The 21,802-nt window shown below is 66.4% G+C and carries 20 protein-coding genes; 13 read left to right on the top strand and 7 right to left on the bottom strand.

Features of this window, described 5'->3' with window-relative positions; translation table 11 throughout:
- Nucleotides 1-64 precede the first annotated feature (64 nt).
- The 11 genes from purB to pilH all read left to right on the top strand — a co-directional run bounded on the left by purB (nucleotide 65) and on the right by pilH (nucleotide 13,124).
- On the top strand, nucleotides 65-1,432 hold the full coding sequence (gene purB / locus ACSION_RS12060) for an adenylosuccinate lyase (protein WP_435306077.1): 1,368 nt from the start codon (nucleotides 65-67) through the stop codon (nucleotides 1,430-1,432).
- Between the two features lie 21 nt (nucleotides 1,433-1,453).
- Nucleotides 1,454-1,852: a VOC family protein gene (locus tag ACSION_RS12065; protein ID WP_435306078.1), complete on the top strand. Its 399-nt coding sequence runs from the start codon at nucleotides 1,454-1,456 to the stop codon at nucleotides 1,850-1,852.
- Nucleotides 1,849-2,757 (top strand): subclass B3 metallo-beta-lactamase, encoded by a 909-nt coding sequence (gene bla, locus ACSION_RS12070; protein WP_435306079.1) that lies wholly within the window; start codon nucleotides 1,849-1,851, stop codon nucleotides 2,755-2,757. Before ACSION_RS12065 ends, bla begins: the two co-directional genes overlap by 4 nt.
- Before the next feature lie 84 nt (nucleotides 2,758-2,841).
- Nucleotides 2,842-4,089 carry a JmjC domain-containing protein gene (locus ACSION_RS12075; RefSeq protein ID WP_435306080.1) on the top strand — a complete coding sequence of 416 codons (1,248 nt, stop codon included), beginning with the start codon at nucleotides 2,842-2,844 and terminating at the stop codon, nucleotides 4,087-4,089.
- A complete protein-coding gene (locus ACSION_RS12080; protein WP_435306081.1) occupies nucleotides 4,086-4,994 on the top strand; it encodes a GNAT family N-acetyltransferase in 909 nt (302 codons plus the stop codon). The genes ACSION_RS12075 and ACSION_RS12080 overlap by 4 nt, the downstream gene beginning before the upstream one ends.
- 189 nt (nucleotides 4,995-5,183) lie before the next feature.
- Complete coding sequence (locus ACSION_RS12085) at nucleotides 5,184-8,012, top strand: 2-oxoglutarate dehydrogenase E1 component (RefSeq protein WP_435306082.1); 2,829 nt, start codon at nucleotides 5,184-5,186, stop codon at nucleotides 8,010-8,012.
- A gap of 52 nt (nucleotides 8,013-8,064) precedes the next feature.
- Complete coding sequence (sucB, locus tag ACSION_RS12090; RefSeq protein WP_435306083.1) at nucleotides 8,065-9,288, top strand: dihydrolipoyllysine-residue succinyltransferase; 1,224 nt, start codon at nucleotides 8,065-8,067, stop codon at nucleotides 9,286-9,288.
- Between the two features lie 110 nt (nucleotides 9,289-9,398).
- Nucleotides 9,399-10,835, top strand: coding sequence for a dihydrolipoyl dehydrogenase (gene lpdA, locus ACSION_RS12095; RefSeq protein ID WP_435306084.1), 1,437 nt, complete (start codon nucleotides 9,399-9,401; stop codon nucleotides 10,833-10,835).
- A 95-nt stretch (nucleotides 10,836-10,930) separates the two neighbouring features.
- Nucleotides 10,931-11,524 (top strand): TIGR00730 family Rossman fold protein, encoded by a 594-nt coding sequence (locus ACSION_RS12100; RefSeq protein WP_435306085.1) that lies wholly within the window; start codon nucleotides 10,931-10,933, stop codon nucleotides 11,522-11,524.
- A gap of 107 nt (nucleotides 11,525-11,631) precedes the next feature.
- Nucleotides 11,632-12,627 (top strand): oxidoreductase, encoded by a 996-nt coding sequence (locus tag ACSION_RS12105; protein ID WP_435306086.1) that lies wholly within the window; start codon nucleotides 11,632-11,634, stop codon nucleotides 12,625-12,627.
- Nucleotides 12,628-12,731: 104 nt separating this feature from the next.
- A complete protein-coding gene (gene pilH, locus ACSION_RS12110; protein ID WP_093297747.1) occupies nucleotides 12,732-13,124 on the top strand; it encodes a twitching motility response regulator PilH in 393 nt (130 codons plus the stop codon).
- A 66-nt stretch (nucleotides 13,125-13,190) separates the two neighbouring features.
- On the opposite strand, the gene cfa is transcribed toward pilH, so the two are convergent.
- The 3 genes from cfa to ACSION_RS12125 form a co-directional block, all read right to left on the bottom strand.
- Nucleotides 13,191-14,309, bottom strand: a complete 1,119-nt coding sequence (cfa, locus tag ACSION_RS12115) for a cyclopropane fatty acyl phospholipid synthase (RefSeq protein ID WP_435306087.1) — start codon at nucleotides 14,307-14,309, stop codon at nucleotides 13,191-13,193.
- 7 nt (nucleotides 14,310-14,316) lie between these two features.
- The gene (locus ACSION_RS12120) at nucleotides 14,317-15,159 is read right to left on the bottom strand and encodes a PdaC/SigV domain-containing protein (RefSeq protein WP_435306088.1); all 843 of its coding nucleotides are present in this window, start codon (nucleotides 15,157-15,159) and stop codon (nucleotides 14,317-14,319) included.
- A 66-nt stretch (nucleotides 15,160-15,225) separates the two neighbouring features.
- Complete coding sequence (locus ACSION_RS12125) at nucleotides 15,226-15,519, bottom strand: GNAT family N-acetyltransferase (protein ID WP_435306089.1); 294 nt, start codon at nucleotides 15,517-15,519, stop codon at nucleotides 15,226-15,228.
- 198 nt (nucleotides 15,520-15,717) lie between these two features.
- On the opposite strand from ACSION_RS12125, the gene ACSION_RS12130 reads away from it, so the two are divergent.
- Nucleotides 15,718-15,921, top strand: a complete 204-nt coding sequence (locus ACSION_RS12130) for a hypothetical protein (RefSeq protein ID WP_056880390.1) — start codon at nucleotides 15,718-15,720, stop codon at nucleotides 15,919-15,921.
- Between the two features lie 148 nt (nucleotides 15,922-16,069).
- On the opposite strand, the gene ACSION_RS12135 is transcribed toward ACSION_RS12130, so the two are convergent.
- The 3 genes from ACSION_RS12135 to ACSION_RS12145 all read right to left on the bottom strand — a co-directional run bounded on the left by ACSION_RS12135 (nucleotide 16,070) and on the right by ACSION_RS12145 (nucleotide 19,092).
- On the bottom strand, nucleotides 16,070-16,783 hold the full coding sequence (locus ACSION_RS12135; protein WP_435306090.1) for a hypothetical protein: 714 nt from the start codon (nucleotides 16,781-16,783) through the stop codon (nucleotides 16,070-16,072).
- A 67-nt stretch (nucleotides 16,784-16,850) separates the two neighbouring features.
- Nucleotides 16,851-17,468: a rhomboid family intramembrane serine protease gene (locus ACSION_RS12140; RefSeq protein WP_435306091.1), complete on the bottom strand. Its 618-nt coding sequence runs from the start codon at nucleotides 17,466-17,468 to the stop codon at nucleotides 16,851-16,853.
- 7 nt (nucleotides 17,469-17,475) lie between these two features.
- Nucleotides 17,476-19,092: a POT-type proton-dependent oligopeptide transporter gene (locus ACSION_RS12145; RefSeq protein WP_435306092.1), complete on the bottom strand. Its 1,617-nt coding sequence runs from the start codon at nucleotides 19,090-19,092 to the stop codon at nucleotides 17,476-17,478.
- A 148-nt stretch (nucleotides 19,093-19,240) separates the two neighbouring features.
- Between ACSION_RS12145 and ACSION_RS12150 the strand changes: the two genes are divergently transcribed.
- Nucleotides 19,241-20,995, top strand: coding sequence for a M14 family metallopeptidase (locus ACSION_RS12150; protein WP_435306093.1), 1,755 nt, complete (start codon nucleotides 19,241-19,243; stop codon nucleotides 20,993-20,995).
- Nucleotides 20,996-21,013: 18 nt separating this feature from the next.
- On the opposite strand, the gene ACSION_RS12155 is transcribed toward ACSION_RS12150, so the two are convergent.
- Entirely contained in the window at nucleotides 21,014-21,766 is a 753-nt protein-coding gene (locus tag ACSION_RS12155) for a glutathione S-transferase family protein (protein ID WP_435306094.1), read from the bottom strand.
- Nucleotides 21,767-21,802 lie beyond the last annotated feature (36 nt).

A 21,802-nucleotide genomic window follows, 5' to 3' on the forward strand; every position in this document is an offset into this window, starting at 1 on the left:
CAGGCCGGTTCGGCCGCTTCCCGGGGTAAAATGAAACGATCCTTTTCAGCCCTCCCCGCCCCCCATGTCGGAATCGTCCCTGCTCGCCCTCTCCCCGCTCGATGGCCGCTACGCCGGCAAGGTCGATGCGTTGCGCCCGATCTTTTCCGAATACGGCCTGATCCGCGCCCGCGTGAAGGTGGAAGTCGAGTGGCTGCTGGCGCTGGCCGCGGAGCACGGCATCGTTGAACTGCCCGACTTCTCCGACGGTGCGAAGGCGCGCCTTCGCGCGCTGGCCGACGGCTTCAGCGTCGCCCATGCCGCGCGTGTGAAAGAGATCGAGCGCACCACCAACCATGACGTCAAGGCGGTGGAGTACTTCATCAAGGAGCAGCTGAAGGACGATGCCGAACTCGCGCCGGCGCTGGAGTTCGTCCATTTCGCCTGCACCAGCGAAGACATCAACAACCTGTCCTACGGGCTGATGCTGGAACAGGCACGCCGCGACGTGCTGCTGCCCGCGCTGGACGGCGTCGCCGCCACGCTGCGCGCGCTGGCCCATGCGCAGGCGGCGCAACCGATGCTGTCGCGCACGCACGGCCAGACCGCCTCGCCGACCACGCTGGGCAAGGAGATCGCCAACGTCGTCGCCCGCCTCGAGCGCCAGCGCACGCAGATCGCCGCGGTGGAACTGACCGGCAAGATCAATGGTGCGGTGGGCAACTACAACGCGCATGTGGCCAGCTACCCGGACGTGGACTGGCCGCTGTTCGCGCAACGCTTCGTCGAAGGCCTGGGCCTGGTGTTCAACCCGTACACCACCCAGATCGAGCCGCACGACAACGTCGCCGAGCTCGGTGATGCCGCGCGTCGCGCCAACACCATCCTGGTCGACCTGGCGCGCGACATCTGGGGCTACATCTCGCTGGGCTACTTCAAACAGCGGCTCAAGGAAGGCGAAGTCGGCAGCTCCACCATGCCGCACAAGGTCAACCCGATCGACTTCGAGAACGCGGAAGGCAACTTCGGCATCGCCAACGCGCTGTTCGAGCATTTCAGCGCCAAGCTGCCGATCAGCCGCTGGCAGCGCGACCTGACCGATTCCACCGTGCTGCGCGCCCTGGGCACCGCGTTCGGCCATACCCAGGTGGCGCTGGATTCGCTGGCGAAGGGCCTGGGCAAGCTCGAAATGAACCCGCAGCGCCTGGACGCCGACCTCGATGCGGCGTGGGAAGTGCTGGCCGAGGCCGTGCAGACGGTGATGCGCCGTCATGGCCTGCCGAACCCGTACGAACAGCTCAAGGCGCTGACGCGCGGCCAGGGCATCACCGCCGACTCCATGCGCAGCTTCATCGAATCGCTCGATCTGCCGGCGGACGCCAAGCAGCGCCTGCGCGACATGACGCCGGGCAGCTACACCGGCCTGGCCGAGCGCCTCGCCCGGGACATCTGACCTGCGGAGGCGGGAACGGCGATGCACCTGCTGATCAACATCGACGTCCCCGATCTTCCCGCTGCGGAAGCGCTTTACACCCGCGCCTTCGGGCTCACCGCCGGGCGACGCTTCGGCACCGGTGGCGTGGAGCTGCTGGGTGCGCAGGCGCCGATTTACGTGCTGCAGAACGCCGCCGGCAGCATTGCCGCCGCGGATATGCGCCGCGACTACGCCCGCCACTGGACGCCCGTGCACCTGGACGTGGTGGTGGACCACCTCGAGCCTGCCCTCGACCGTGCCCTGGAAGCCGGACTGGTGCAGGAATCCGACATCCGCGACGCGAACTGGGGCCGCATCGTCCGCCTGGCCGATCCTTGGGGCCATGGCTGGTGCCTGCTGCAGTTCGTCAATCGTGGTTACGACGAGATCGCCACATGATGCTCCGTGCCTTCCTTCTTGTGGGCGGCTTGCTCGCCTCCGCGCTTCCGTTCGCCGCGCACGCGGCCGATGCGCCGCTTGCCAAGGCCTGCGCGGACGACGCCGGCTGGAACGATCCCGCCACGCCCCTGCGGGTCTACGGCAACACCTGGTTCGTCGGCACCTGCGGCATCAGCGCCTTGCTGGTGACCTCCGATGCCGGCCACATCCTGATCGATGCCGCCACGCCACAGGCCGGCCCGCAGATCCTGGCCAACATCCGCGCGCTCGGCTTCAAGCCCGAGGATGTACGCGCGATCGTGTTCTCGCACGAACACTACGACCATGCCGGCAGCCTGGCCGAGTTGCAGCGCGCCACCGGCGCGCCGGTGTACGCACGTGCGCCCGCCGTCGGCACGTTGAAGCGCGGCACCCCGGACCGCAGCGATCCGCAGCTCGAGGTGTCCGAACCGATCGCCCCGGTCGAGCGCGTCGTCAGCCTCGCCGACGACGGCGTCGTGCGTGTCGGGCAGCTGGCCCTGCACGCCGTCGCTTCGCCCGGCCACACACCCGGCGGCACCAGCTGGACCTGGCGTTCGTGCGAAGGCGATGCGTGCCACCAGATGGTCTATGCCGACAGCCTGACCGCGATCTCCGACGACGTGTACCGCTACAGCGACGAGCAAGCACACCCGGGCTACGTGGCGGCATTCCGCAACACGCTGGCGCGGATCGCCTCGCTGGATTGCGACGTACTGATTACGCCGCACCCGTCGGCGAGCCAGCTGTGGTCGCGCATCGGCCCCGGCGCCCGCGCGCCGCTCTCCGACACCGGCGCTTGCCGGGCCTACGCAAACACCGCCACCCAGCGACTCGACAAACGCCTGGCCGACGAAGCCGCCACGACGACGCCCGCCCATCCTTGATCGGCATCAATGCCCGGCGTGCCGCCTTCGGCGATGCTGGCCTCCTCTTTCCTGCATGACGCATCGCCGCGCGAACACCTCCCGATGAACAAGAAAACGTCCTCACGCGCCACTTCGCTTCCGTTCGAGATCGACGCCACGCGCGACTACCCGCTGGGCATGCCCGCCGATCGCTTCCTGCGCGACTACTGGCACAAGCGGCCGCTGCTGATCCGCAACGCGTTCCCCGGCTTCGAGACCCCGGTGCAGCCGGAGGATCTCGCCGGGCTGGCCTGCGAAGAAGGCGTGCTGGCGCGGATGATCAGCCTGGACCGCGCCACCGGCGCGTGGGATGTCCGCACGGGCCCGTTCCAGGAAGAGGATTTCCCCGGCCTGCCCGACCACGACTGGACCCTGCTGGTGCAGGACGTGGACAAGTGGGACGCCGACGTGCGGGCGCTGCTGGAGCAGTTCCGCTTCCTGCCGCGCTGGCGGGTGGACGACATCATGATCAGCTTCGCGGCCACCGGTGGTTCGGTCGGAGCGCACGTGGATCACTACGACGTGTTCCTGCTGCAAGCGCAGGGCGAGCGCCGCTGGGCGATCGATGCCCGCGTGGCGATGGGGCGACCCGCGCCGGACCTGGGTTTCCAGGAGGACGTGGCGATCAAGCTGTTGCGCACGTTCGAACCCACCCACGAATGGGTCCTCTCTCCCGGCGACATGCTGTACCTGCCGCCGCTGGTTCCCCATCACGGCGTGGCCGAGAACCCGTGCCTGACGTTCTCGGTGGGCATGCGTGCGCCGTCGTCGGCCGAACTGATCGGCGACTACCTGGACACGCTGATCGCCGAAGCGGACGAGGCCGTGCGCTACCACGACGAAGACCTGGCCGCGCCGCAGGACCCGAACGAAATCGACGCGCGCGCCATGGAGCGCGTGGTCGAAGCCTTGAATGCCTTGCGCATGAACGATCCCGACCTGGTCGGCGACTGGTTCGGCCGTTTCATCACCACCTACCGCGCCTCCGGTGACGTGATGCCGTCGCCCGACACGCCCTCTCGGATCGAGATGGAGTGGGACCTGCAGCAAGGCGCGCGCCTGCTGCGACACCCGTTCTCGCGATTCGCCTGGCGCCGGCGCAAGAAGGCCGCCACCCTGTTCTGCAACGGCCTGGACTACACCCTGCCGGTCAAGGACGCACAGGCGCTGGCTGCACTGGAAAGCCTCGACGGCCCCACCTATGCAGCCCTGAGCGACGCAGGGCGCGACGCGGTGATGGCGCTCGCGGCACAAGGCCATTACCAGCTGGCCCTGGACGACGACGCGGCCCCGGAGGACGAAGACCCATGACCACCGCCGATGTCCGCGTCGAAGCGGTCGACTACGCCACCGCGCTGCAGGACCTGCGGCGCGTCCGCGAGGCGGTCTTCATCGAGGAACAAGGCGTCCCGCGCGACCTCGAACAGGACGCGCTCGATCCGCTCTGCCACCACGTGATCGCCCGCGATGCCGACGGCGCGCCCATTGGGACCGCCCGGCTCACTCCGGACCACCGGATCGGGCGGATGGCCGTGCTGTCGGCCTGGCGCGGCCGCGGCGTCGGCGAGGCCCTGCTGCGCGCCCTGATGGTCGAAGCCCGCCAGCGCCAGTGGCCGGCCGTCTCCCTGCACGCCCAGGTGAACGCCGAACGGTTCTACGCCCGCCACGGGTTCCTGCCCGAGGGTGACCGCTTCGTCGAAGCCGGCATCGAGCACCAGGGCATGCGCCGGGTGCTGGGCGGCACCGCCACCATCGCCCACCGGGCCGAAGCCGTCGCCATCACCACCGCCGTCATCGTGCAGGCACGTCGCTCGCTTGCGATCTACAGCCGCGCGCTAGATCCCGGGCTGTGGGATGCGCCGCCCGTGCTGGATGCCCTGCGCCGTTTCACCACGCACCGCACGGGTGTGCAGGTCCAGGTCCTCCTGCAGGATGCGGCAACGCCCCAGCATGCCCTGGCCCCCCTCATCGGCCTGGGCCAGCGCCTGCCCAGCGTCTTCGCCTTCCGCGAGGTCCAGGACCCGGTGGATCTGCCTTATGTCGCGGCCTTCGTCGCCAACGACGACCACGGCTACTACCACCGCCCGCTGGGCCATCGCTTCGATGGCGAGGCCGGGCTGGAGCATGCGGGACGCGCCCGCCAGCTGCGCGACGAGTTCACGCAGATGTGGGAACGCGCACGCCCGGTGACGGAATTCCGCGCGCTCGGACTCTGAGCGAAGCCCGCGAGAACCGCGCCACAGGGGCCTTCGCGGGCCCATGCCCTGCGTCTTTAGTCCAATCCGGTTACGCCCCCTTCCCGGCATGGGGGTATAATTTCTGGGTTTTCGTCCATGTCCGTCGGACATCGCGCGACATGGACCGTAAGCGCCTCCTCGACTACCCCACAGCACGCCATCGCCATCGTGGACAATCTCCTGAAGCAGTTCGCGCAATCCTCGCAGCTCAACGGAGGCAATGCCTCCTACGTCGAAGACCTGTACGAGCAGTACCTCGTCGCCCCGGACAGCGTGGGCCCCAAGTGGAAGGCCTACTTCGATGGCTTCAAGGGCCACGAAGCCGGTGACGTACCGCATTCGGTCGTCATCCAGCAGATCACCGAAGCCGCCCGCCAGGCCGCCAACAACGGCCATGTCGTGGCCGGCGGTGGCGATGAGCGCGAGCGCAATGTCGGCCGCCTGATCACGGCTTACCGTTCGCGCGGCCATCTTGGCGCGCAGATCGACCCGCTGGGCCTGACCCCGCCGGTCAACCCGCCGGACCTGGAACTGTCGTTCCACGACCTGTCCGACAAGGACCTCGACAGCGAGTTCAGCACCGGCAACGTCGGCGGCAACTCGCGCATGAAGCTGCGCGACCTGCTGGCGCGCCTGAAGGCGACCTACACCGGCCCGATCGGTGTCGAGTTCATGCACATCTCGGAAGTCGACCAGCGCCAGTGGCTGTACCAGCGCCTGGAGACGGCTAGCGGCCAGTTCGGCCTGTCCGACGACGCCAAGCGCCGCACGCTCGAGCGCCTGACCGCCGCCGAGGGCCTGGAACGCTACCTGCACACCAAGTACGTCGGCCAGAAGCGCTTCTCGCTGGAAGGCGGCGACGCGCTGATCCCGTTGCTGGACACCACGATCCGCAGCGCCGGCGAAGGCGGCGTCAAGGACATCGTGGTCGGCATGGCCCACCGCGGCCGCCTGAACGTGCTGGTCAACACGCTTGGCAAGAACCCGCGCAAGCTGTTCGACGAGTTCGAAGGCAAGTTCGAACACGACAACAGCCTCGCGCACGCCGGCGACGTGAAGTACCACATGGGCTTCTCCGCCGACATCGCCACCCCGGGCGGCCCGGTCCACCTGGCCCTGGCCTTCAACCCGTCGCACCTCGAGATCGTCGACCCCGTCGTGGCCGGCAGCGTCCGTTCGCGCCAGGAGCGCCGCAACGACGCCGCGCGCCAGGCCGTGTTGCCGATCATCATGCACGGCGACGCCGCGTTCGCCGGCCAGGGCGTGGTGATGGAACTGTTCCAGATGTCGCAGGCGCGCGGTTTCGCCGTCGGCGGCACGTTGCACATCGTCATCAACAACCAGATCGGTTTCACCACCAGCAACAAGGAAGACTCGCGCTCCACGTTGTATTGCACGGACGTGGCCAAGATGGTCGGCGCGCCGGTGTTCCATGTGAATGGCGACGATCCGGAAGCAGTGGTGTTCGTGGCCCAACTGGCCTACGACTTCCGCCAGCAGTTCAAGAAGGACGTGGTCATCGACCTGGTGTGCTACCGCCGCCACGGCCACAACGAAGCCGACGAGCCGGCCGCGACCCAGCCGGTCATGTACCAGACCATCCGCAAGCACGCGACCACGCGCGAGATGTACGCCGCCAAGCTGGAAGGCGCCGGCGTGATCCCGGCCGAGGGCGGCAAGTCGCTGGCGGACGAATACCGCAACAAGCTGGACTCCGGCGAAGTCACCACCGAACTCGCCAAGCAGAAGGGCGACGAGCTGGCGATCGACTGGTCGCGCTATCTCTCGGGCAAGCTCAGCGATGCGGTCGACACCAAGGTCAAGCGCAAGTCGCTGGACTCGCTGGCCAAGATCATCACCACGATCCCGGCCGGCGTCGCGCTGCATCCGCGCGTGGCGAAGATCTACGAGGACCGCGTGAAGATGGCGGCAGGCGAACAGCTCGCCGATTGGGGCTTCGCCGAGAACCTCGCCTACGCCACGCTGTTGGCCGAAGGCAACGGCCTGCGCCTGGTCGGCCAGGACGCGGGACGCGGCACGTTCTTCCACCGCCATGCGATCCTTCACGATCAGAAGACCGACAGCTACTACCTGCCGCTGCGCCAGCTGGTGGAACAGGCCGAACAGGCCACCATCATCGACTCGCTGCTCAGCGAAGAAGCGGTGATGGCGTTCGAATACGGCTTCTCGACCACCGATCCCAATACCCTGTGCATCTGGGAAGCGCAGTTCGGCGACTTCGCCAACGGCGCACAGGTCGTGATCGACCAGTTCATCGCCGCCGGCGAAGCCAAGTGGGGCCGCATCAGCGGCCTGACGCTGCTGCTGCCGCACGGCTACGAAGGCCAGGGCCCCGAGCACAGCTCGGCGCGCCTGGAGCGCTTCCTGCAGCTGTGCGCCGTCGAGAACATGCTGGTCTGCGTGCCGACCACGCCCGCGCAGTGCTACCACATGCTCCGCCGGCAGATGCGCATGACCACGCGCAAGCCGCTGGTCGTGATGACGCCCAAGTCGCTGCTGCGCCACAAGCTGGCCGTATCCACGCTGGACGAACTCGCCAACGGCGAGTTCCAGCACCTGATCCCGGACGCCGCCGCCGACGCCAAGAAGGTCAAGCGCGTCGTCGCCTGCTCGGGCAAGGTCTACTACGACCTGCTGGAAGACGCGCAGAAGCGTGGCCAGGACGATGTGGCCATCCTGCGCGTCGAACAGCTCTATCCGTTCCCGCGCGAGCAGCTGGCCGCCGAACTGAAGCGCTATGGCAAGGCGACCGAAGTCATCTGGTGCCAGGAAGAGCCGCAGAACCAGGGCGCGTGGTACCAGATCAAGCACCACCTGCAGGCCTGCCTGGCCGACAAGCAGACGCTGCACTACGCGGGCCGCTCGCGCTCGCCCTCGCCCGCTGCCGGCCATTTCGCCGAGCACGTCGAGGAGCAGCTGAAGCTGGTCGCCGATGCGCTGGTCAACAAGCTCGGCAGCGACAACGTCGCCGAGTAAGTACGCGTCACCCATTCCAACGAACAACAACACCACCAGGACGTCCCATCCAATGGCCACTGAAGTCAAAGTTCCGGTTCTTCCCGAGTCCGTCTCCGACGCCACCATCGCCGCCTGGCACAAGAAGGTGGGTGATGCCGTCAAGCGCGACGAGAACCTGATGGACCTGGAAACCGACAAGGTCGTGCTGGAAGTGCCCTCGCCCGTCGACGGCGTGCTGAAGGAGATCAAGTTCAAGGAAGGCGACACGGTGACCAGCCAGCAGCTGCTGGCGATCATCGAGGAAGGTGCGGCCGCTGCTGCGCCCGCCCCCGCCGCGGAGGAGAAGAAGCCGGCCGCCGGCGCCCAGGAAGTGCAGCCGAAGGCCGAAGCCGCCAAGGCCGACGCCGCCGCCCCGGCCAGCACCAAGCCGGCCCCGGCCGGCGCCGACGCGCTGCCCCCGGGCGCGCGCTTCACCGCCATCACCCAGGGCATCGATCCGGCCGCCGTGGAAGGCACCGGTCGCCGCGGCGCCGTGACCAAGGAAGACCTGGTCAATTACGCCAGCGGCAAGACCGCGGGTGTGTCCGGTGGCGCGCGTCCTGAAGAGCGCGTGCCGATGACGCGCATCCGTACCCGCATCGCCGAGCGCCTGATGCAGTCCAAGAACTCCATCGCCATGCTGACCTCGTTCAACGAAGTCAACCTGGGCAAGGTCATGGAGATGCGCAAGGAGCTGCAGGACGACTTCGTGAAGGCCAACGGCATCAAGCTCGGCTTCATGAGCTTCTTCGCCAAGGCCGCCGCCAACGCGCTGCAGCGCCACCCGATCGTCAATGCGTCGGTCGATGGCAACGACATCATCTACCACGGCTACTCCGACATCTCGATCGCCGTCTCCACCGAGAAGGGCCTGGTCACGCCGGTGCTGCGCAATGTCGAGCGCATGGGCTTCGGCGACATCGAGAAGGGCATCGCCGAGTACGCCAAGAAGGCGCGCGACGGCAAGCTGGGCCTGGAAGACCTGCAGGGCGGCACGTTCACCATCACCAACGGCGGCACCTTCGGTTCGCTGATGTCCACGCCGATCGTCAACCCGCCGCAGAGCGCCATCCTGGGCATGCACGCCATCAAGGACCGCGCCATCGTCGAGAACGGCCAGGTCATCGCCGCGCCGATGATGTACATCGCATTGTCCTACGACCACCGCATCATCGACGGCAAGGACGCGGTGCTGTTCCTGGTGGACATCAAGAACCAGCTGGAAAACCCGCACCGCATGCTCCTGGGCATGTGATCCACGCGGCTCCCCGCGGGGAGCTGGAAAGGGGCCCTGCGGGGCCCCATTTCCTTCCATGAGACATCGCCCCCGTCCACTGATGGACGCACAAGGCAAAGGACACTGAAATGGCTGAACAATTCGACGTCGTCGTCATCGGTGCCGGTCCCGCCGGCTACCACGCCGCCATCCGCGCCGCGCAGCTTGGCATGAAGGTCGCGTGCATCGACGCTGCGCTGGGCAAGGACGGCAAGCCCGCGCTGGGCGGCACCTGCCTGCGCGTGGGTTGCGTGCCCTCCAAGGCACTGCTGGATTCCTCGCGCCAGTTCTGGAACATGGGCCACCTGTTCGGCGACCACGGCATCAGCTTTAAGGACGCGAAGATCGACGTCGAAGCGATGGTCGGCCGCAAGGACAAGATCGTGAAGCAGTTCACCGGCGGCATCGCGATGCTGTTCAAGGCGAACAAGATCACCCCGTACTACGGCTTCGGGCAGCTGCAGCCGGGCAACGTCGTCAAGGTGAAGCAGCACGACGGCAGCGACGTGGAGCTCAAGGGCACCAACGTCATCATCGCCGCCGGTTCGGATTCGATCGAACTGCCGTTCGCCAAGTTCGATGGCGAGACCATCGTCGACAACGTCGGCGCGTTGGACTTCACCGAAGTGCCGAAGCGCCTGGCCGTGATCGGCGCCGGCGTGATCGGCCTGGAACTGGGCAGCGTGTGGAAGCGCCTCGGTGCCGAGGTCGTGATTCTGGAAGCGCTGCCGGACTTCCTCGCCGCCGCCGACACCGAGATCGCCAAGGTCGCGGCCAAGGAATTCAAGAAGCAGGGCCTGGATATCCGCCTGGGTGCCAAGGTCAGCAAGACCGAGGTCACCGGCAAGGGCAAGAAGAAGGAAGTCGTGGTCACCTACAGCGACGCCGAAGGCGAGAAGACGCTGACGGTGGACAAGCTGCTGGTCGCCGTGGGCCGCAAGGCCGCGAGCAAGGGCCTGTTGGCCGATGGCACCGGCGTGAAGCTGACCGACCGCGGCCAGATCGAAGTCGACGACCATTGCCACACCGGCGTGGACGGCGTGTGGGCGGTCGGCGACTGCGTGCGCGGCCCGATGCTCGCGCACAAGGGCTTCGAGGAAGGCATCGCCGTGGCCGAACTGATCGCGGGCCTGCCTGGCCATGTCAATTTCGACACCGTGCCGTGGGTCATCTACACCGAGCCGGAAATCGCCTGGGTGGGCAAGACCGAGCAGCAGCTCAAGGCGGAGGGCGTGCCGTACAAGGTCGGCACCTTCCCGTTCGCCGCGATCGCGCGCGCGGTCGCCATGGGTGAACCGGCCGGCCTGGTGAAGGTGATCGCCCACGAGGAAACCGACCTGATCCTGGGTCTGCACGCCGTCGGCGTGGGCGTCTCGGAACTGGTCCACGAAGGCGTCATCGCGATGGAGTTCAAGGGTTCGGCCGACGACCTGGCGCGCATCTGCCATGCCCACCCCACCCTGTCCGAAGCCATCCACGACGCTGCGATGGCCGTGCACAAGCGTTCGATCCACAAGGCCAACTGAGGCCGCACGGCGACGCACCGTCGCCGGAACACCGCATGCGCCAGGCGAAGCCTGGCGTTTTGCGTTTCAGACAACAGGCACTACAGGACACCACCATGAAGAGCATCTGCGTCTACTGCGGCTCCAACGCCGGCAGCAAGCCGGCCTACACCGAGCGCGCCATCGCGCTGGGCGACCGCATCGCGAAGGAAGGCCTGCAGCTGGTCTACGGTGGCGGCAACGTCGGCCTGATGGGCATCGTGGCCGATGCGGTACTTGCCGCCGGCGGTGACGTCGTCGGCGTGATCCCCGAGCAACTCGTGGGCTGGGAAGTCGCGCACAAGGGCGTCACCCGCCTGGAGGTGGTCGCCAACATGCATGAGCGCAAGAAGCGGATGTTCGACCTGTCCGACGCCTTCGTCGCCCTGCCCGGCGGCTTCGGCACGCTCGACGAGATGTTCGAGATGCTGACCTGGCGCCAGCTCGGCATCGGCGACAAGCCCTGCGCCTTCCTCGATGTCGAAGGTTTCTACACGCCGCTGATGGGCATGATCGACCGCATGGTCGAAGAACGCTTCCTGCACCCGGAACAGCGCAACGACCTGTGGCATGGCGACGACCTCGATGCCATGGTCGCCTGGATGCGCGCCTATTCGCCGGCGCAGGCGGACAAGTGGATGGACGAGAAGCGGCGGAAGTCGTTGCGCTGATCGCGCGTTAGACCAAAGTCCGGCGCGCTCAAGGCAAGGCGGCAGGCAGAATCGGTACCACGCCCTTCCCTGTCGTCCACTGCGACGGCGCGAACAAGGAAACCCCCATGAGCCTGCCAACGACCTTCAACGCCTTCCGCATCCATAACGACGACGCCGGCTATCGCGCCGGCATCGAGACGCTGACGCTCGACGGATTGAATCCGGGCGAAGTGGTCATCAAGACGGCGTACTCCTCCGTCAATTACAAGGACGCGCTGGCCGGTACCGGCGAGGGCAAGATCCTGCGGCGTTTCCCGCTGGTCGGCGGCATCGACGTCGCGGGCCATGTGGTGGCCTCGACCGATCCCGCGTTCAAGGAAGGCGATGCCGTGCTTGTCACCGGCTGCGGCCTCAGCGAGACCCGCGACGGCGGCTATGCCGAGTACGCGCGGTTGGAGGCCAAGTGGGTCATTCCCCTGCCCGCCGGCCTGAGCCTGCGCGAAAGCATGATCCTGGGCACGGCCGGCTTCACCGCGGCGCTGGCCCTGTTCCGCATGCGCGAGAACCGGCAGACCCCCGACCTGGGGCCGCTCGCCGTCACCGGCGCGACCGGCGGCGTCGGCTCGCTGGCGGTGGACATCTTCAGCAAGGCCGGGTTCGAGGTGCACGCGATCAGCGGAAAGCCGGAGAACACGGGTTACCTGACCTCCATCGGCGCCACTCAGGTCCTTGGACGGGATGCCCTCGCTACGACGCGCCCGCTGGAATCGGCGCGCTTCGGCGGCGGACTCGATAACGTCGGCGGCGCGATGCTGGCCAGCCTGTTGGCGCAGACCACGCCTTACGGCAACGTCGCCACGGCCGGACTCGCCGCCAGCCACGACCTGCCCACCACGGTGATGCCCTTCATCATCCGCGGCGTGTCCTTGCTGGGCGTGGCCTCGGCGGGCACCGCGCGGGATGTGCGCGAGGCGGTCTGGGCCCACCTGGCCAGCGACTGGAAGCCCGCCCACCTGGAGACGATCTGCACCCGGGAAACCCCCTTGGACGGTCTGCCCGAGGTCTTCCGGACCATGCTGGCCGGCCAGTCCTTCGGCCGCACACTCGTGCGAATGGGATGAACGGCAGTGGCGGCACGACAGGCGTCATAGCCTGGCCGCCATCCCCATTTGTCTTGTCTCAAACTCGCTCTACAATCCTCGGCGGGGACAACTTGGGGAACTCCATGGCAAAGATTCTGATCGTCGACGATTCACCGTCGCAGCTGCTGGGCATCCAGCGTATCGTCGAGAAACTGGGGCACGAGTCCATCACCGCCGAAGACGGTGCCGCGGGCGTGGAAGTCGCCAAGCGGGAACTGCCCGACATGGTCCTGATGGATGTGGTGATGCCCAACCTGAATGGGTTCCAGGCCACCCGCACCCTGAGCCGCGAAGCGACGACCAAGCACATCCCGGTGATCCTGGTGACCACCAAGGACCAGGACACGGACCGCATGTGGGGCCTGCGCCAGGGCGCCAAGGCCTACCTGACCAAGCCGTTCTCGGAAGACGAACTGGCCGAGGTCATCGAGCGCATCTTCAACGCGCGCGAACTGCCCTCCCCGCCGTCCGCCTGACCCAGGCCTACATGCAGACCGAAGAGCAGGCGCGAGCCTGCTCTTTTCGTTTCTGGACGCGTCCGTTCAGCGCGGTGCGGTGTATCCCCCGCGCACGCCGCGGGGCGACAGCACCAGTTGCCACAATTGCGACCGGCGTGCACGGAACGTGGCCATCGAGGCACTGAGGTAAAAGCGCCACATCCTGCGGAATCGCCCGTCATAGCGCGGATCGAGATCCTGCCAGGCCGCCTCCACGTTGTTCCGCCATGCCTGCAGCGTGAGGTCGTAGTCGGCGCCGAAACCGTGCCAGTCCTCCAGCACGAACCGCCCCTCGATCGCATGGGTGAGTTGCGCCGCGGACGGCAGCATCGAGTTGGGGAAGATGTAGCGCGCGATCCAAGGATCGGTGCGGTGCACCGAGCGGTTCGTGCCGATGCTGTGCAGCAGGAACAGGCCATCGGCAGGCAGGCATCGTCGGACGACGTCGAAGAACGTGGCGTAGTTCTTCACGCCGACGTGCTCGAACATGCCCAGCGAGAAGGCGGCATCGAAGCGCTCGTCGAGATCGCGGTAATCCTCCAGGCGGATCTCGATCGGCAGGCCCGCGCACAGCCGGCGTGCGTACTCCGCCTGCTCGGCCGAGATGGTCACGCCAACCCCGCTGACGCCATATCGTTCGGCGGCGAACTTCAACGCCTCGCCCCAGCCACAGCCGATGTCGAGCACCCGCATGCCGGGTGCCAAGCGCAATTTTCGACAGACCAGGTCCAGCTTGGCCTCCTGGGCTGCGTCCAGGTATCTGGCCTCGCGCCAATAGGCGCAGCTGTACACCAGACGGCGTCCGAGCATCGCCGCATACAGGTCATTGCCCAGGTCGTAGTGGCGGCGCCCGACTTCACCGCTGCGGCGACGCGACTGCAGGTTGGTCAGACGCGCCCGCAGCGCATCGAAGAGTTCGCCAGGCCCGTGCAACCGCTCGTCCAACCGGGCATCCAGCAGGCGGAACAGCAGGCCGTCCAGCGCGTCCGCGTCCCACCAGCCGTCCATGTAGCTTTCGCCCAGCCCCAGCGAAGCCTGACCCAGCACGCGCGCATGCACGCGGGGGTCGTTGACCCGGAAGTCCCACGGCCGATCGCCATCGATCCGCACATCCGCTTCGGCCAACAGGGATCGCATCCTGTGCTCGAAGCGGGTGTGCGACATGGCGGACTCAGCGGGCGAACAGCCCCGCGTACTCCGGTGCGACGTGCGGAAGCAGGACCGCCGCGGGCACGTCGACGGTCTGCGTGCCGTCTGCATACGGCCCCACCTGGTACGGCGGGAACACGAAACGCAGTGCGGTGATGCGGCCTGCGGCGTCGAGCACCGGCACGAACTCGCTGAAGTTGCCGGGCTCGGGCTCCGTGCCCTCGTCGATCATCCGCGACGTGCTCTTGATGAGGGCAGCGCGGTCCACCGCCGCCAGTTCGTCTTCGTCGGCGCGCGTGACCACGGCAGTGTGCAAGTGTTCGCGCACGTAATCGCTGATGGCCTGCCAGCCTTTGGCCCCGGTGACGAGGGCGGCCGACGTCAGGCGCTGGTCCTGCTGCGGCAACCAGACGAAACGCGCGATCAGCGGCTGGCCGTGCGCGCCGCCCGTGTAGCGGCTGCCATCGGCGGCCACGGCGACGATCTGCGGTGTATCCACGACTTGCTCGAACGCCAGCGAGAGTTCGTAAGGCGCCGAAGGCTTGTCGTTGCCAAACGCCTCCACCGCCTCCATCAATTCGGCCCGCTCGGTGGCCGAATAGTCGGCCAGCGCCTTCGCCAGGCCGGGATAGCGATTCACGGACGCGGGATAGCTGATGCCGACCACATAGTGATCCGTCGTCTCGATGACATCCTTCAGTGCCACCGGCGCCGTTGCGACGTCAGGGGCCGACGCCGCCGGTGTCGCGGGCGCATCGGTGGGCGCGCCGGATGGAGATTCGCGCTTGCAGGCCGCGAGCGAGGCAGCCAACAGCATGGCCAGGCAGGCCAGTCGCAAGGTGTGGGGGGTCTTACAGGGGGACACGTTCGGGCTCCTTCCGCGTGTGATGGCCGTCATTCTAGGGCGCACCACCCATTGCCTCCAGCAGCCTCACCCGTCAATGAGTTCCGCGTATTCAGGATGCCGTTCGATGTAGGCCGCGGAATAGGAGCAGGCGGGTACCACCCGCCAGCCCTGCGCGCGCGCATGGTCGAGCGCGGCTTTCACCAGCGCCGCGGCCACGCCGCGGCCGCCGATCTGGTTCGGCACGCCCGTGTGGTTGATGACCATCCGGTCGTCCCGCAGCGAATACAGCAGTTCGGCCTCATGACCGTCCACTTGGGTATGGAAACGATGGGCACCGGGGTCGTGATGGACATCCGGGAGAGGCGCGTCGGGGGTCATGGGATCTCCGTGGTGGGGGGCTCATCGGCATTGTGACGCACTGCCCAGCAGTGCCAGAGGCAAAACTGACGTAGCGCGTCACATTCATGCTTGTGAAAGGATTCTTCGCGGACCTGAAACGTGACCCGGTTCGCGAAACAGGAGTTGGCACGATTGCTGCGTGTACTGGGCCATAGACCCGCACTTCGGAGTTCCGCCATGAGCCTGATCGAAGAATTGCCCGACGTCTCCAACGCCAGCGATTTCACGCTGCTGGAAGGCCTGTTCCAACTCACCGTCACCGGCCATACCAGCGATTGGGAATTCGAGCGCCTCAACAACGCTGTGTACGAGCGCCTGATGTCTGCCTACTCCAGCGCCGAGATCGGCAGCGTGCACGCCGTGCACTCGCTGATGGACTAAGCAGCACCGCAAGACGTTCACCCTACCGGGCGCTCCGGCGCGGCGCAGGGGTCCGCCTTCGGGTGCGACTGCCGCGCCGGAGTCCCGTCCCTCCCGTCTTCGCGGGAGGCATCGGATCCACCTCACTCGTTTCGCCGAAATCGTGGCATCACTCGCCGCGATGATCGCGCTTGCCCTGATTGCGCCGGTCCTGCGTTCCCGAACTGCCCTGGATGGCTTTCATCCGGCTCTCTGCCGCGTGCAATTCCAGTGCTTTGGCAGCGGCTTCGGATGACACGAAGCCGGTGCCCGGCGTCGACCCGTGACCGTTTTCGTCGAGTTGCTGCCACGGTGCCGGCTGGCGATCGTGCTCCTGCTTCTGCTCAAGCAACGCCTTCGCGGTCTGCAGCGCCTGCTCGGGGGTGATCTTCTTCGGTGTGCGCTTGCGTGCCGGGGCCTTGCGTGCCGACGTCGTAGCCTTTTGCGGCTTCACGACCTGCTTGGCGCGAGGTGCCGCAGCGATGCGTTTCGCCGCCTTCTTCACGACTTTCTTGATCGCCTTCTTCGCGACGGCCTTGCGTGCGACCTTCGTCACGGTCTTCTTCGCGGGAGTGCGCTTGCTCGCCGCCTTGCGTGGCGCCTTCTTCGCCGCGGCCTTCTTCGCGGGCTTACGGACAGCGGACTTCTTGACCACTTTCTTCACGGCCTTGCTGGCCGCCTTCTTCGTGGCGCGGACGTTCGTTTTCTTCACCGCTTTCTTGGCCGGTTTCTTGGCCGGTTTCTTCACGGCTTTCTTTGCGGCCTTCTTGGTCACCTTTTTTACTGCCTTCTTGGCGGCCTTCTTACCCGTCGCCTTGCGTGCCGTTGCCATGCGCTGCTCCACGTGGGGACATGACATGGGAATAGCACGGAGAACCTTCAGTGCAGGTGATCACCGCCGCAATGGCGGCTTAACCGAAGCTGGGCCGCGACAATGCACCGATGAAGTGGGTCAGCACGGCCGGCTCCAACGCGATCAGGAACAGGATGCCGTACGCCGCACCCGCCAGGTGGGCACCATGATTGATGTTGTCGCCGCCGCGCTTGTCCATCCAGATGCTGTACGCGATGTAGAGCACGGCGAACACGATCGCGGGCATGGGAATGAAGAACACACCGATCATCGCCCATGGATCGATCAGGATGTACGCGAACAGCACGGCCGATACCGCGCCGGACGCGCCCAGGCTGCGGTAATTCGGATCCTTCTGGTGCTTGAGGTAGGTGGGCAGGATCGACACCACCAGCGCCGAGAAATAGAAGGCTACGAAGGTCCAACCGCTACCGCTGAGTTGGGTGATGATCTGCTCCATCAACCGACCGAAGAAGAACAGCGTGAACATATTGAACAACAGGTGCCAGAAATCGGCATGGATGAAGCCGTAGGTCACCAGCCGGTCGTACTGGCGGTGGCGGTCGATCGCCGGCGGCCAAAGGATCAACCGCATCAGCAGCGACGGCGTGCGGAACGCGATGAAACTCACCACGCAGGTGACCGCGATCAACAGCAGGGTGATCGGTGCGCTCATGGTGTCCTCAGCCCGCCGTGCGGTAGTTGTCCTGCATCGGGTAAGTGCGCGCGTAGAGCGCGAACGCCAGTGCCGCCACGAACGCGAAGCCGGCGAAGAAGAACATCAGGAAGGCGTTCTCCGTCCAGCCTTGCCCCTGGATCCAGCCGATCACGGCCGGGTCGCGCACGCTGGCATTGGTCAGCAGCACCCACAAGCCGCCGAAGGTGCTGGTGAGGTACCAGAACGCCATGATCACGCCCTTCATCGCCATCGGCGCCTGGCTGTACGCGAACTCCAGCGCCGTAGCCGACACCAGCACCTCACCGAAGGTCAGCAGCAGGTAAGGCAACGTCTGCCATGCGAGCGAGACCTTTTCGCCGTCGTCCATCTGCAACTGCAGCAGTCCCGCCACGATCCAGGACAACGCGGAGATCGCGATGCCCCACCCCATGCGGCGCAGCGCGGTGACGTTGAAGCCCATCTTCCGCAGTGCGGGGTACAGCACCAGGTTGTTGAACGGGATCAGCAGCATGACCATCAGCGGATTCAGCGCCTGCATCTGCGTCGCGTCCTTCACCAGCCGGCTCGGCCACCACCACGCGTCGTGCGGGATCACCATGTCCTTGCCCTGGATGACCCAGGTGGAGGCCTTCTGGTCGAACAGCGACCAGAACGGCGTCACCAGCGCGAAGACGATCAGGATGCGTAGCACGGAGCGCACGCCCTCGATGGCGGCATCCGGATGCAAGCCGCGGGCGCGCTCCAGTTGCAGCGATGCGCCGAAGCCGACACCGGCGATGATGGCGCCCAGTGCAAGGCACGCGGTGATGACGAACCCCCAAGCCTCCGGCCACGCTGCGACGTGCGCAAACTTGAGCGCCCACAACGCAAGCATCACCACGGCACCGATCAAGCCGATCGCGGCGACCACCGTACCGATGCCCACGCCCTTGCCCAGCAGCGCGCTGCGCACGATGTTGAGGAACGAATCCGGATCGGTGCCACGCGACGGCGGCACGTTGACGTACTTCCTGCGCCCCGCCCAGAAGATCAGCGTGGCGATGAACATCAGGATGCCCGGAATGCCGAACGCCCACGCCGGCCCCCAGCTGGCCAGCACCAGCGGCATCAGCAGGGAAGCGAAGAACGAACCGAAATTGATGATCCAGTAGAAGGCGTCGAAGACGATCTTCGCCTTGCTCTTGTTCGTCTGGTCGAACTGGTCGCCGCAGAAGGTCACCACCAGCGGCTTGATGCCGCCAGACCCCAGCGCAATCAGGAACAAGCCGGTATAGAAACCGGTCGCGTTGCTCTCGAACAGCGCCAGGCACGCGTGGCCGGCACAGTAGATCAGCGAGAACCACAGGACGGTGTTGTACTTACCGAAGTAGCGGTCCGACAGCCAGCCGCCCAGCAACGGGAAGAAATACACACCGATGACGAAGCTGTGGAAGATGTCCTTGGCCGCGCCATTGCGCGACGCTTCATCCGGCAGGTACGCCAGCAGCACCGAGCTGATCAGGAACGGCACCAGGATGTTGCGCATCCCGTAGAAGCTGAACCGTTCGCACGCCTCGTTGCCGATGATGTAGGGGATCTGGCGGGGCATGCGGCCCGGGCTGGCTTCTGCGGTCGTGCTCATCCGATCTTCCGGTGAAAAAGTCCCGGAAGGTTACCGTATTGGCCCGCGGCGGGTCGAACCTCCAGACCCGCGTTCGGCCGTGCAATAGGGACTGGGACTGACCGCGATTGCGGGGCATCATGCGCCCTGCCCTGTTCAGGATACGACCATGCTGCGAATGCTCTGCACCACGCTGCTGCTGGCCCTCGCGCCGCTCGCGCAGGCCCAGCCTGCCCTCACCACCGTGTCCGAGCGTTCGGGATTCGTCGACACCGGTCGCTACGACGAAGTGGTCGCGCTCTGCGATGCTTTCGCACGGCAATATCCGAAGGCCGTGCGCTGCACGACGTTCGGCACCACGCCGGAGGGTCGGCCGATGAAGGCGTTGGTGGCGTCCACCAGCGGCGCGCTCACCCCGGAACAGGCGCAACGCCGCCAGCTACCCGTCGTGCTCGTGCAAGGCGGCATCCATGCCGGCGAGATCGACGGCAAGGACGCAGGCTTCCTGGCGTTGCGCGAAGTGCTTGAAGGCAAAGCGGCTCCAGGTGCGCTCGACAAACTGGTCTGGGTGTTCGTGCCGGTGTTCAACGTCGATGGCCACGAGCGTTTCGGCGCCTGGAACCGCCCCAACCAGCGCGGCCCGAAGGAAATGGGCTGGCGGACCACCGCGCAGAACTACAACCTCAACCGCGACTACGTGAAGGCGGACACGGCGGAGATGCAGGCCATGCTGCAACTGGTGCAGCGTTGGGACCCGATCGTCGCGGTGGACCTGCACGCGACCAACGGTGCGCAGTTCGAACACGACATCTCCATCCAGGTCGAACCCGTGCATGCCGGTGATGCCGGATTGCGCAAAGCAGGCCTCGCACTGCGCAGCGGCGTGATCGACGACCTGGCGAAGCAGGGGTCGCTGCCGCTGCCCTACTACCCTTCGTTCGTCGTGCAGGACGATCCCACCTCCGGCTTCGAGGACGGCGTACCGCCGCCGCGCTTCTCCCATGGCTATTTCCTGCTGCGCAACCGCATCGGCATGCTGGTGGAAACGCATTCGTGGAAGGAGTACCCGGTACGCGTGCGGATTACCCGCAACACCGTCGTCTCGGTGCTGGAGCACGTCGCCCGTGATGGCACTGCGTGGTACGCCGCCGCGAAGCAGGCGGATGCGTCCGCCGCGCAGCTGGCCGGCACCGCCGAGCCGCTGACCTGGGCCGCAGCACCGACGTCGCGCACGGTCGACTTCCGTGGCTATGCCTACACCCGGACGAAGTCCGACGTCTCAGGCGCGTTGATGACGCGCTATGACGAGAACACACCGCAGATCTGGAAGGTGCCGCTGAAGGACGACATCCGTCCCGGCGTCGTCATGGAGGCGCCGCGTGGCGGCTATCTGGTCCCCGCCGCGGAAGCCGCCTGGGTCGCGCCCGTTCTGAAGACGCATGGGGTTGAGTACCGCCTGCTCGGCAAGCCGTGGCAAGGCGACGCGCAGGTGTTCCGTGCGACGAAGAGCAGCTTCGGCGGCGCTTCCGTGGAGACGCACCAGCGCTTGACCGTCGAGGGCGACTGGACACGTGAACAACGCACCACCCCTACCGGTGCGTTGTTCGTGCCGATCACGCAACCCAAGGCGCGCCTGGTGATGGCGTTGCTGGAGCCTAAAGCGCCGGATTCGCTGCTGGCATGGGGGCGCTTCAACAATGCGTTCGAACGCAAGGAGTACATGGAGGACTACGTCGCCGAGAGCGTCGCGCGCGAGATGCTCCGGAACCCTGAGGTGAAGGCCGAATTCGAGCGGCGGCTGCGCGAAGACAAAGCCTTCGCCAACGATCCCGCTGCGCGCCTGGAGTTCTTCTACCGTCGCCATCCTTCCTGGGACGAGCGCTACCAGTTGTATCCGGTACTGCGGGTGGATGCGGCACCGTAAGGCGAGGAATCCGCGCTTTCACCCCAGCCGCATCACGCCATAACGCGGCGCCGCATTGCCGCACGTCGTTTCGGTAAGCGGCGCCCCCATCTCGGCGAGCACGGCGCGCTGCTCCGGCAGCGGCGTGCGCAACGTGCGGTCCTCGAACGCGGCCAACCGGGCGAATGCCGGGAGCCCCAGCGCGCGATCGAGAAAGGCCGCGGTGCGGGGCCATCGCTGCGCGTCCACCTGGTACTTCACGAAGGCCGCGTTGCGGAAGAAGCTGGCGATGCTGATGTCGGCGATCGACAGATCGCCGAAGAGCCAGCCTGCTTCCGGCAAGCGCGCCTCGAGATAATCCAGCGCGACGGGCAACTCTTCCTCGCGCGCCTTGCGGAAGACTTCCTCGTCCGTGCCTTCGTTGAACAGGAACCGGCGCACGCCTTTCTGGAAGAACATCCGCCAGATCACCACGTCGCCGAGGTAGGAATCCGCGTACTCCTCCAGCCAACGCGCCTTCGCGCGATCCACCGGATCGGCCGGATACAGCGACGGCGACGGGAAGCGGTCCTGCAGGTATTCGCAGATCACCGTGGAGTCGTTGAGCACCAGGTCGCCGTCGATCAGCACCGGGATGCGGCGCAGCGGACTGAGCTTGCTGAAGTCCTCGTCGCCCACGAACGGCGCGATGGGATCGATGCGATAGGGAATGCCTTTCAGCTCGAGGCAGACCAGCACCTTCCGCACGTAGGGCGAGATGTAATTGCCGATGATCGTCAGCGGTTCCGCCATGTGCCTGCTCCGTCGGGATGGCACGCAGCGTGCGCA

It is taken from the genome of Pseudoxanthomonas sp. LjRoot125, assembly GCF_964252705.1.
Taxonomy (GTDB): domain Bacteria; phylum Pseudomonadota; class Gammaproteobacteria; order Xanthomonadales; family Xanthomonadaceae; genus Pseudoxanthomonas_A.

What these genes read in the sequence shown, in the direction of transcription:
- ACSION_RS12150 (WP_435306093.1), top strand. Translation starts at nt 19,241, where the DNA reads ATGCTGCGAATGCTCTGCACCACGCTGCTGCTGGCCCTCGCGCCGCTC.
- ACSION_RS12065 (WP_435306078.1), top strand. Translation starts at nt 1,454, where the DNA reads ATGCACCTGCTGATCAACATCGACGTCCCCGATCTTCCCGCTGCGGAA.
- ACSION_RS12080 (WP_435306081.1), top strand. Translation starts at nt 4,086, where the DNA reads ATGACCACCGCCGATGTCCGCGTCGAAGCGGTCGACTACGCCACCGCG.
- purB (WP_435306077.1), top strand. Translation starts at nt 65, where the DNA reads ATGTCGGAATCGTCCCTGCTCGCCCTCTCCCCGCTCGATGGCCGCTAC.
- ACSION_RS12125 (WP_435306089.1), bottom strand. Translation starts at nt 15,519, where the DNA reads ATGACCCCCGACGCGCCTCTCCCGGATGTCCATCACGACCCCGGTGCC.
- cfa (WP_435306087.1), bottom strand. Translation starts at nt 14,309, where the DNA reads ATGTCGCACACCCGCTTCGAGCACAGGATGCGATCCCTGTTGGCCGAA.
- ACSION_RS12140 (WP_435306091.1), bottom strand. Translation starts at nt 17,468, where the DNA reads ATGAGCGCACCGATCACCCTGCTGTTGATCGCGGTCACCTGCGTGGTG.
- ACSION_RS12145 (WP_435306092.1), bottom strand. Translation starts at nt 19,092, where the DNA reads ATGAGCACGACCGCAGAAGCCAGCCCGGGCCGCATGCCCCGCCAGATC.
- lpdA (WP_435306084.1), top strand. Translation starts at nt 9,399, where the DNA reads ATGGCTGAACAATTCGACGTCGTCGTCATCGGTGCCGGTCCCGCCGGC.
- pilH (WP_093297747.1), top strand. Translation starts at nt 12,732, where the DNA reads ATGGCAAAGATTCTGATCGTCGACGATTCACCGTCGCAGCTGCTGGGC.
- ACSION_RS12100 (WP_435306085.1), top strand. Translation starts at nt 10,931, where the DNA reads ATGAAGAGCATCTGCGTCTACTGCGGCTCCAACGCCGGCAGCAAGCCG.
- ACSION_RS12130 (WP_056880390.1), top strand. Translation starts at nt 15,718, where the DNA reads ATGAGCCTGATCGAAGAATTGCCCGACGTCTCCAACGCCAGCGATTTC.
- sucB (WP_435306083.1), top strand. Translation starts at nt 8,065, where the DNA reads ATGGCCACTGAAGTCAAAGTTCCGGTTCTTCCCGAGTCCGTCTCCGAC.
- ACSION_RS12075 (WP_435306080.1), top strand. Translation starts at nt 2,842, where the DNA reads ATGAACAAGAAAACGTCCTCACGCGCCACTTCGCTTCCGTTCGAGATC.
- ACSION_RS12155 (WP_435306094.1), bottom strand. Translation starts at nt 21,766, where the DNA reads ATGGCGGAACCGCTGACGATCATCGGCAATTACATCTCGCCCTACGTG.
- bla (WP_435306079.1), top strand. Translation starts at nt 1,849, where the DNA reads ATGATGCTCCGTGCCTTCCTTCTTGTGGGCGGCTTGCTCGCCTCCGCG.
- ACSION_RS12105 (WP_435306086.1), top strand. Translation starts at nt 11,632, where the DNA reads ATGAGCCTGCCAACGACCTTCAACGCCTTCCGCATCCATAACGACGAC.